The sequence below is a fragment of the Rhodococcus yananensis genome, assembly GCF_020515525.1.
Lineage (GTDB): Bacteria > Actinomycetota > Actinomycetes > Mycobacteriales > Mycobacteriaceae > Rhodococcus > Rhodococcus yananensis.
This window is the reverse complement of record NZ_JAIYEP010000004.1, coordinates 99,971-109,778: the sequence shown is the minus strand read 5'-3', so window position 1 is coordinate 109,778 and position 9,808 is coordinate 99,971. Positions and strand designations below refer to the sequence as shown.

The window sequence follows — 9,808 nt, the reverse complement described above, 5'->3', positions numbered from 1 at the left end:
CATTTCTGGTAGCTCCCACTACCAGAAATGCGCACGGGTCGCCGGGCCCGAGGCGAGGAAGGTGGGGTCCGGATCCACCCCATAACGTGTTAACGTCTAACGTAATGACCGAGAACACGCCCCGTCCGGGACGGCCACGAGATCCCGCAAAGGATCTCGCCGTCCTCGTCGCCGCCCGCCGACTGCTCGGCGAGGTGGGCTACCAGCAGACGACCATCAGTGCCATCGCGCGCCGGGCCGACGTCAACGCACCCGCCATCTACCGGCGCTGGCCCACCCGCGAGGCCCTCCTCGAAGAAGCCGTCCACGGCCCGGGGCGGCACGTCCTGCCCGAACCCACCGCCGACCTGCGCACCGACCTCGCGACCTGGACGAACATCTTCCTCGCCCGCGCCGCGAGCCCCGCTGCGCGCGCCGGAGTCCCCGGACTGCTCGCCGACGCCACGTCCGACGGCGACCGTGCGCGGCTGATCGCGCTGCAGGACCCCGTCCGCAAGGCGTTCGTCGAACGCCTCGACGCGGCCGTCGACGCCGGCGACATCCCCGGTCCCGTGCCGGCGACGATGCTGTTCGAACTCCTCGCCGGAGCCACGACCGTCCGTGGCCTGATCCACGGCGACGACGACGCCGACGCCTTCGTCGACGAACTCGCCTCGTCGCTGTACGTGCTCGCTCGGCACAGCGACGAGATCCCCGATGCGCGCGGCGGTGATGCCCGATGAAGATCGACGTCCAACTCGACGGCCGGCCCGAGAACGCGGCACAGCGGGCCCGGGAACTGGCCGCGCTCGGGGTGGGTGGTCTGTTCACCTTCGAAGGGCCCCACGACGTGTTCCTCCCTCTCGCGGCGGCGGCGCCCGTCGTGGACACCGACCTGATGACGAACGTCGCGATCGCGATTCCGCGCAGCCCGATGCACCTGGCCCACACCGCCTACGATCTGCAGGTGCTCAGCCGCGGGCGGTTCCGTCTCGGACTGGGCTCGCAGATCCGGCCGCACATCGAGAAGAGATACGGCGCACAGTGGTCCAGGCCCGCCGCCCGCATGCGTGAGAGCGTGCTCGCGATCAAAGCGATCTTCGATGCGTGGGAAGGCAATTCGCGTCTCCGGTTCGACGGGGAATTCACCACGCACACCCTGATGCCCCCGACCTTCGACCCGGGCCCGAACCCGTACGGACCCCCACCGGTCGACCTGGGCGCGCTCGGGCCCGTCATGACCCGTACCGCCGCGGAGGTCGCGGACGGGCTGCTCGTCATGCCGTTCAACAGCGTCCGACACTTCCGCGAGCGCACGATGCCGAAGATCGAGGAGGGACTCGACCGGGCCGGTCGCGACCGCGCGGACCTGGCGATCCACCCGCAGGTGATCGTCGGTGTCGGCCGCACCCCCGAGGAACTCGACGCGGCGTCGCGCGGAGTGCGCGGGCTACTGGCGTTCTACGGCTCCACCCCCGCCTACCGGCCCGTCCTCGAGGTGGAGGGCTGGGCAGACCTGCAACCGAAGCTCAACGTGCTCTCCAAACAGGGGCAGTTCGCGGCGATGACCGACCTGATCGACGACACGATGCTCACGACCCTCGCGGTGCACGGCACCCCCGAGCAGTGCGCGGCGCAGATCGTCGCCCGGTTCGGCGACCACGCCGACCGGGTGTGCTGCTACTTCCCGGGCTATCCCGTCCGCGACGCACACATCGCCGAACTGGTGGCTGCCGTCGAGGAACTCTCGTCGTGACGGGAGTGCTCTGCGAGGTGCGTGACGGCGTCGCACTCGTCACCCTCGATCGGCCCCGGCAACGCAACGCCTTCACCGGTGAGATGGGCCGCAGACTGGGTGAGCTGTACCGCGAGTACGACACCGACGACGACGTGCGCGTCGTCGTTCTCACCGGGACCCCACCCGCGTTCTGTGCGGGAGCCGACCTGTCGGCGGGTGCCGGCACGTTCGGCGCCGCCGCCGACGATTTCACCGCGTCACCGGTCGACCCGCCGGCGTTCCGGATCCGCAAGCCGGTGATCGCTGCGGTGAACGGCCACGCGATCGGTATCGGCCTGACCGTCGCCATGCAGGCCGACATCCGCATCGTCGCCGACGACGCGAAGTACGCGATCCCGCAGGTGCGTCGCGGTGTGATACCGGATGCGATGTCGCACTGGACGGTTCCGCACATCGCCGGAACGGCTGCAGCCGCCGACATCCTGCTCACCGGCAGGACCTTCGACGGTCCGGAGGCGGTGCGATTGGGCATCGCGAGCCGGTCGCTACCGGCCGGTGAGGTACTGCCCGCTGCCCTGGAGGTTGCGCGTGACATCGCCGTGAACGTGGCGCCGATGTCGGCGGCGCTGTCCAAGCGGTTGCTGTGGGACGCGGCACGGTACGGCTTCACCCCGGAGACCGTCGCCGATCACGAAACGGAACTGCACCACAGGGTGATGGGCGGCGTGGACGCCGCCGAAGGAGTCCGCGCCTTCCTCGACCGGCGGTCGCCGCGGTGGTCGGCGCGGGTGTCGACGGAGTGGAAGGATCTACCGTGGGAGTGAACCCGATGCAGGCGAACAGGTTCGGTCCGGAGACGACCACCGACGACGTGCTGTCCGGTGTCGATCTCGCCGGGCGTGTCGCGGTGGTGACCGGTGTCACGAGCGGCATGGGCGGCGAGATCGCCCGCGCGCTGGCGTCCGTGGGTGCCGTCGTCGTGCTCACCGCCCGCGACGGGAACGCGCTCGTGGCGGTCGCCGACGGGATCCGCGAGCGGGTGCCGGGCGCCCGGGTGCACGCGGTGCAGATGGATCTGACCGACCTGTCGAGCGTGCGGGCCGCCGCCGGTGAGGTCCGGGCCGGGCACGAGGAGATTCATCTGCTCGTCAACAACGCCGGTGTGATGTACACGCCGTTCGGGCGGACCCGGGACGGCTTCGAACTCCAGTTCGGAACGAACCATCTGGGTCACTTCCTGCTGACCACCCTGCTGCTGCCCGCGCTCGGGGCCGGTGCTGCCGGCGCGCGTGCCGCGTCGCGGGTGGTGACCGTGTCGTCGGATGCGCACAAGGCGTGTGGCGTCGACCTCGTCGATCCGCATTTCGAACGCACCGACTACGACAAGTTCGTCGCCTATGCGCGTTCGAAGTCGGCGAACGTGCTCATGACCGTCGAAGTGGAGCGGCGTTTCGGTGATCGCGGTGTGCACGCGTTCGCGGTGCATCCGGGTGTGGTGGCGACGAAGCTGGCGCGGTACATGACCCGTGAGGACGTGGCCGAGATGAAGCGGCTCAGCGCCGGCACGCCGGGACTGCTGAAGAACGTCAAGTCGATTCCGGCGGGCGCTGCGACCGCGGTGTGGGCGGCGACCGCTCGCGAACTCGGCGGGGCCGGCGGGAGTTATCTGGCGGACTGCGGGATCGGGCGGGCGGAGGAGCACGCGACCGACCCGGCTGTCGCGCAGGCGCTCTGGGAACTGTCGGAACGCTGCACCGCCTGACCCCACCCGCACGGGTCAGGAGCGCTGGGCCTGCTTGACGAGACCGCCGCCGATGATCAGACGCTGGATCTCGCTGGTGCCCTCGTACAGGCGCAGCAGTCGCACATCGCGGTAGATCCGCTCGACCGGTACCTCACGCATGTAGCCGGTGCCGCCGTGGATCTGCACCGCGAGATCGGCGACCTTGCCGACCATCTCGGTGCAGAACAGCTTCGCTGCCGACGGTGCGATCCGGCGATCGGTCTCCTCGACCCACGCCCGCGCCGCGTCGCGGACCAGTGCGCGACCGGCCATCACACCGGTCTGCTGATCGGCGAGCATGGCCTGCACCAGCTGGAAGCTTCCGATCGGGGTGCCTCCCTGCGTGGCTGTCGCGGCGTACGCCACCGACTCGTCCAGTGCGCGCTGCGCCTGCCCGACCGACAGTGCGGCGATGTGTACGCGACCGCGGGCGAGCGACACCATCGCCGCCTTGTAGCCGACGTCCTCGTTGCCGCCGACCAGCGCCGACGCCGGAACCCGCACCCCGTCGAAGTGCACATCCGAGGTCCAGGCACCCTCCTGCCCCATCTTGGCGTCCTTGGCTCCCACCTGGACACCGGCGGTGTCGGCCGGGACGAGGAACACCGCGATGCCGGTACCGTTCTCGTCGGCGGGCCGGGTGCGGGCGAACACCACGAACAGGTTCGCGAGCGGCGCGTTGGTGATGAACCGTTTCTCGCCGGTGATGACCCAGTCGTCGCCGTCACGCACGGCCTTGGTTCGCAGCCCGGACGGGTTCGAGCCGGCCCCCGGCTCGGTGAGCGCGAACGACGCGACGACCTCGCCGGAGGCGATGCCCTCGAGCCACTGCTGCTTCTGTTCCTCGGTGCCGTAGTTGACGAGCACCTGCCCGGCGATGCCGTTGTTGGTGCCGAACATCGACCGCAGCGACAGCGTCGTGTAACCGAGCTCCATGGCCAGTTCGACGTCCTGCATCAGGTTCAGTCCGAGACCGCCCCATTCCTGGGGGATCGCGTACCCGAACAGGCCCATCTCCTCGGCGGCCTGACGGATGTCCGCGGGGATCGCATTCGTGTCGGCGATCTCCTGTTCGCGGGGCACCACCGCGTCGCGGACGAACGAGCGGGTCTGGGCGAGGATCTCGCGGAAGTCGTCTTCGTCGACCTGGGTGGCCGGTGTCGCAACTGTCATGACGACCACTCTCCGATGCCCGGGCCGGAGATGTCCAATACGAATCGGCGGCATGACCGTATAGGCATTGTCGATGGATCGGGAGGGGGGTTTCGCGACGTCACGCCGATATATTCGGACTCGTCGACCCGTGTTCGGGAACCGTCTCGAATCGTCCCTCGACCCGAATCCCCGAAAGGAATCCGTCATGCCCCTGCTGGAGAACCGTACCGCCGTGATCACCGGTGGCGCTCAGGGAATCGGTTTCGCGATCGCCCGGTCGTTCGTGGATGCCGGCGCCCGCGTGGTGATCGGCGACCTCGATCTCGACGCGGCGACCGCCGCGGCCGACAAGCTCGGCGGTCGCGACGTCGCGCGTGCCGTGAAGGCGAACGTCGTCGAGTCCTCGGACTGGGACGCGTTGCTCGCCGAGGCCGTGGACGGGTTCGGTTCGCTCGACGTCGTCGTCAACAACGCGGGGATCACCCGCGATGCGACGATGCGCACGATGACCGAGGAGGATTTCGATCTGGTCGTCGCCGTGCACCTGAAGGGCACCTGGCACGGCACCCGCAAGGCCGCCGCGATCATGCGTGAGGCGAAGCGCGGTGCGATCGTGAACATTTCGTCGCTGTCGGGCAAGGTCGGCATGGTCGGGCAGACCAACTACTCGGCGGCGAAGGCCGGCATCGTGGGCCTGACGAAGGCCGCCGCGAAGGAGATGGCGCACCACGGTGTGCGCGTCAACGCGATCCAGCCGGGCCTGATCCGGTCGGCGATGACCGAGGCCATGCCGCAGAAGGCATGGGACGGCAAGATGGCCGAGATCCCGATGGGCCGTCCGGGTGAGGTCGATGAAATTGCGTCTGTCGCAATGTTCCTCGCTTCCGACATGTCGTCCTACATGACCGGCACCGTCCTCGAGGTCACCGGCGGCCGCTTCATGTGACCACCCGGTCACTCCCCTCTGTCTGGAAGGTCATCATGCGCGAAGTAGTCATCTGCGAACCGGTCCGCACTCCGATCGGCCGCTACGGCGGAATGTTCAAGTCGCTCACTGCAGTCGATCTCGGTGTCGCCGCGCTGCGCGGCCTGCTCGACCGCACCGGAATGGCCCCGGACGCGGTGGAGGACGTCATCCTCGGGCACTGCAACGGCAACAGCGAGGCCCCGGCGATCGGACGGGTCGTCGCGCTCGACGCCGGTCTGCCGGTCACCGTCCCGGGGATGCACATCGACCGTCGCTGCGGATCGGGGCTGCAGGCCGTCGTTCAGGCCGCGTTGCAGGTCGGCGCCGGCGACAACGACGTCGTCGTCGCCGGCGGCGCGGAGTCGATGAGCAACGCCGCGTTCTATTCCGTCGACATCCGCTGGGGCGGCGCCCGCACCGGTGTGCAGATGCACGACGGGCTGGTGCGCGCCCGCGCCACAGCGGGTGGGAGGCTCCATCCGGTGCCGGGCGGCATGATCGAGACCGCCGAGAATCTGCGCGCCGAGTACGGCATCAGCCGGCTCGAGCAGGACGAACTCGCCGCGCAATCGCACGCGCGGGCCGTGGCGGCGCAGAAGAACGGGATCCTCGCGGAGGAGATCGTCCCGGTGACCGTGAGCGGTCGCGACGGTGACGAGGTGATCGACACCGACGAGCATCCCCGCGCCGACACCACCGTCGAATCCTTGTCGAAACTGAAGCCGATCATGGGTCGGCAGGATCCGGAGGCGACGGTCACCGCCGGCAACGCGAGCGGCCAGAACGACGCGGCGTCGATGGCGATCGTGACCACCCCGGAGAAGGCTGCCGAACTCGGCCTGACCCCGCTGGTGCGGATCGTGTCGTGGGGTGTGGCCGGTGTGGCGCCGAAGATCATGGGTATCGGCCCGGTCCCCGCGACGGAGATCGCGTTGAGCAAGGCCGGGATCAGGCTCGCGGACGTCGACGTCGTCGAACTCAACGAGGCGTTCGCCGCGCAGGCTCTCGCCGTCACCCGGGAGTGGAAGTTCGCGTCCGCGGACTTCGAGCGCACCAACATCCACGGTTCCGGGATCTCGCTCGGTCACCCGGTCGGTGCGACGGGCGGGCGCATGCTCGCGACGCTGGCCCGTGAGCTGCACCGCCGTGACGGACGGTACGGGCTCGAGACGATGTGCATCGGTGGTGGACAGGGGTTGGCTGCCGTGTTCGAGAGGGTCGTCTGACCACGGAACCGGTACTTCCGCCCCGCGACGGCCGATCGGAGACATCCGGTCGGCCGTCGGCGTGTGCGGGCATCCCGCCGTCCTGCACAGGAACACGTTCCAGTCCAAGTTTCCGTTTCTGTACTGGCATGTTGATGCGATAACAGAAATGTGTTCTACTTTCTGAACTGTGACGCGATGCACATTTCGGACGGTGGGCGTGGGGTCTCACTGTCGCAGGCCCTACCCGGAAGGATCCAGCGCACCATGTCTTTGAACCTGGCCGATCTCATCGAAGCCGTCGTCGATGCGATTCCCGACCGTCTCGCGCTGGCCTGTGAGGGCCGCACGCACACATACGCACAGTTCGACGCCGCCGCCAACCGCATCGGCCACCACCTCGCCGGCGTCGGTGTCGGCGCCGGCGACCACGTGGGCGTGCACATGCGCAACAGCCTCGAGTTCCTCGACACCATGCTCGGAACCATGAAGATCCGGGCCGTCCCGATCAACATCAATTTCCGGTATGTGGGAGCGGAACTCGAGTACCTCTACAACAACGCCGAGCTCACCGCCCTCGTCGTCGACGACGAACTCACCGATCTCGTCGCCGAGGTGCTTCCGCGCGCCCCGAAGCTGCGGCACATCGTGGTCGTCGGCAACGGTCCGATCGACGCACTGACCACCGCGGCCGCCGCCGCGGACGTCACCGTCGTGCGGTACTCCGACGCGGTTGCCGAGGCGTCGTCCGACCGTGATTTCGCCGAACGCAGCAGCGACGACCTGTACATCCTGTACACCGGGGGAACCACCGGCATGCCCAAGGGCGTGATGTGGCGGCACGAGGACTTCTACTACGCGGCGCTGGGTGGCGGCAGCGCCTACGGCGACCCGCACGACGACCCCGAATCGCTCGCGGCCGCCGCCGCGGCGAACACCAGCCCCATGACCTACGTCATCACCGCACCGCTCATGCACGGCGCGGCCATGTATGCACTGCTCATGGGTCTGTTCATGGGATTCCCGCAGGTCGTCATGCGCAACTTCGAGCCGGCCGCCGCACTGCGCCTCGTCGACGAACACAAGGCCGCCGTGCTGATGGTGGTCGGCGACGCGATCGCCCGCCCGATCGCCGACGTCCTCGCCGACCGCCGCGACGATTTCGACCTGAGCTCGCTGATGGTCATCGGATCCGGCGGTGCACTGTGGTCGGTGAGCGTACGCGACCAGCTCACGTCGATCCTGCCGAACATCTACCTGCACAACTCGTTCGGCTCGTCCGAATCCGGGGCCAACGGCTCGATCACGCCCGGCGCCGACGGCCGGCTGCGTCTGCCGGCGTCACCGAAGATGCGGGTCGTCGACGTCGACTTCTCCGCCGTCGAACCGGGTTCCGACACCATCGGGTACCTCGCACGCATCGGCCACGTGCCCGTCGGATACTTCCGCGACGAGGAGAAGACCGCCGCCACGTTCGTGGAGGTCGACGGTGAACGCCTGTCGATCCTCGGTGACCTCGCCTCCGTCGAGGCCGACGGCACCATCGTCATCCTCGGCCGCGGTTCCGCGTGCATCAACTCCGGCGGTGAGAAGATCTACGCGGAGGAGGTCGAGGAAGCGGTCAAGGGGCACCCGTCGATCGAGGACGCACTCGTCGCCGGTGTCCCCGACGACCGGCTCGGTGAGAAGGTCTCCGTCGTCGTGCAGCTGCGGGAGGGCGCCGAGGCACCGTCGCAGATCGAACTCGCCGACTACTGCCGCTCGGTGATCGCCGGATACAAGGTGCCGCGGCACCTGGTCGTGGTCCCGGAGATCGTGCGTTCCCCCGCCGGCAAGGCGGACTACCGCTGGGCGAAGTCGACGCTCGCGCAGTCGGTGCCGGCGGAGGCCTGACCGACCGGCCCGGCCCACTCGAACCGGTGGGCCGGGCGGGGCGGACCGGATCGAACCCGCCCGGGTGCGGGGGTGGGATCAGCCGGAGAGCCGGTAGAAGCGGAAGAACGCGAAACCCTCGATCGGGAGGACGTCGACGCGGGTGAAGCCGGCGTCGTGCGCGTACCGCCGCAGGGTATCGGCGCGCATGACGGTGCCGGTACCCGCGCTGGGCTGCCGGCTCATGCCGTCGGGCAGGCACACCGCGAGGCTGTATCCGTACATGAGCCGTTCGACTTCGTCGCCGGGTGCCGTGAACTCGTCCGCCACGGCCTCGTCCATCACGATCACGACGCCTCCCGGAACCAGCGATCGCCGCGCGGCGGCGAGGACGTCCACGGGGCGAGGCAGGTCGTGGATGCATTCGAAGGCGAACACGGCGTGGAAGGTGGAGTTCGGGAGGGTGGCTGCGTCGGCTTCGGTGATCGTGATGCGCGACGCGACGGCCCGGTCGGCAGTCACTTTGGCGCGGGCATCCTCGACCGAGGCGCGGTCGATGTCGTATCCCCGTACCTCGGCGTCCGGATAACTGCGGGCCAGCGCGATGGTCGACCACCCGCCACCGCAACCGATGTCGGCGATCACGGCACCGGGAGTCCGCAGCAGCCCGTCGAGGTCCGCGACGGACCGCAGGGCGTCCGGCAGCCTCTTCTCGAACCACGGCCGGTTCACGTCCTCCTGGGAGCGGCGCACATCGGTGCCGTACTGCGCCCAGCCGACACCCCCGCCGGTCCGGTACGCGTCGAGCAGGGCGGGTAGTTGGACCATCGCGCTGCAGATCATCCGCGACAGCGGTGCGAGGTAGTCGAGATCCGTCTCGTCGGTCAGCACCTGCGCACCGGCCGGTGACAGCGCGAACCGCGGTGGATCGGTGCCGTCGACGGTGAGCAGTCCCGTGACGGCCTGTTGCTCGAGCCATTCGCGGGCGTAGCGCGGGTGGGTCCCGGTGCGTTCGGCGAGCTCGTCCGGTGTGGCGGGCCCGTCGGCGGCGAGGCTGCGGTACCAGCCGAGCCGGTCGCCGAGGTGGACGGACATGAGGTCGATGGTGC

The 9,808-nt window shown here is 69.0% G+C and carries 9 protein-coding genes; 7 read left to right on the top strand and 2 right to left on the bottom strand.

The features are described 5' to 3' along the window. Positions 1 to 104: 104 nt before the first annotated feature. From LDQ05_RS01815 to LDQ05_RS01800, 4 genes are read left to right on the top strand one after another with little or no spacing between them, the layout of a single operon-like run. Positions 105 to 722 (top strand): TetR/AcrR family transcriptional regulator, encoded by a 618-nt coding sequence (locus tag LDQ05_RS01815; protein ID WP_226435183.1) that lies wholly within the window; start codon positions 105 to 107, stop codon positions 720 to 722. Next, entirely contained in the window at positions 719 to 1,735 is a 1,017-nt protein-coding gene (locus LDQ05_RS01810) for a TIGR03617 family F420-dependent LLM class oxidoreductase (RefSeq protein ID WP_226435182.1), read from the top strand. Before LDQ05_RS01815 ends, LDQ05_RS01810 begins: the two co-directional genes overlap by 4 nt. Further along, on the top strand, positions 1,732 to 2,541 hold the full coding sequence (locus LDQ05_RS01805) for an enoyl-CoA hydratase/isomerase family protein (RefSeq protein WP_226435181.1): 810 nt from the start codon (positions 1,732 to 1,734) through the stop codon (positions 2,539 to 2,541). The genes LDQ05_RS01810 and LDQ05_RS01805 overlap by 4 nt, the downstream gene beginning before the upstream one ends. A gap of 5 nt (positions 2,542 to 2,546) precedes the next feature. Then, a complete protein-coding gene (locus tag LDQ05_RS01800) occupies positions 2,547 to 3,479 on the top strand; it encodes an SDR family NAD(P)-dependent oxidoreductase (protein WP_226435191.1) in 933 nt (310 codons plus the stop codon). Between the two features lie 15 nt (positions 3,480 to 3,494). Here LDQ05_RS01800 and LDQ05_RS01795 read toward each other — a convergent pair whose 3' ends face one another. Further along, positions 3,495 to 4,673: an acyl-CoA dehydrogenase family protein gene (locus LDQ05_RS01795; RefSeq protein WP_226435180.1), complete on the bottom strand. Its 1,179-nt coding sequence runs from the start codon at positions 4,671 to 4,673 to the stop codon at positions 3,495 to 3,497. Positions 4,674 to 4,860: 187 nt separating this feature from the next. Between LDQ05_RS01795 and fabG the strand changes: the two genes are divergently transcribed. The 3 genes from fabG (at position 4,861) to LDQ05_RS01780 (ending at position 8,720) form a co-directional block, all read left to right on the top strand. Beyond that, positions 4,861 to 5,601, top strand: coding sequence for a 3-oxoacyl-ACP reductase FabG (gene fabG / locus LDQ05_RS01790; RefSeq protein ID WP_226435179.1), 741 nt, complete (start codon positions 4,861 to 4,863; stop codon positions 5,599 to 5,601). A 35-nt stretch (positions 5,602 to 5,636) separates the two neighbouring features. Next, positions 5,637 to 6,848: an acetyl-CoA C-acetyltransferase gene (locus tag LDQ05_RS01785; protein WP_226435178.1), complete on the top strand. Its 1,212-nt coding sequence runs from the start codon at positions 5,637 to 5,639 to the stop codon at positions 6,846 to 6,848. Between the two features lie 246 nt (positions 6,849 to 7,094). Next, positions 7,095 to 8,720 (top strand): acyl-CoA synthetase, encoded by a 1,626-nt coding sequence (locus LDQ05_RS01780; protein ID WP_226435177.1) that lies wholly within the window; start codon positions 7,095 to 7,097, stop codon positions 8,718 to 8,720. Between the two features lie 78 nt (positions 8,721 to 8,798). On the opposite strand, the gene LDQ05_RS01775 is transcribed toward LDQ05_RS01780, so the two are convergent. Continuing rightward, a complete protein-coding gene (locus LDQ05_RS01775; protein ID WP_226435176.1) occupies positions 8,799 to 9,794 on the bottom strand; it encodes a class I SAM-dependent methyltransferase in 996 nt (331 codons plus the stop codon). Positions 9,795 to 9,808 lie beyond the last annotated feature (14 nt).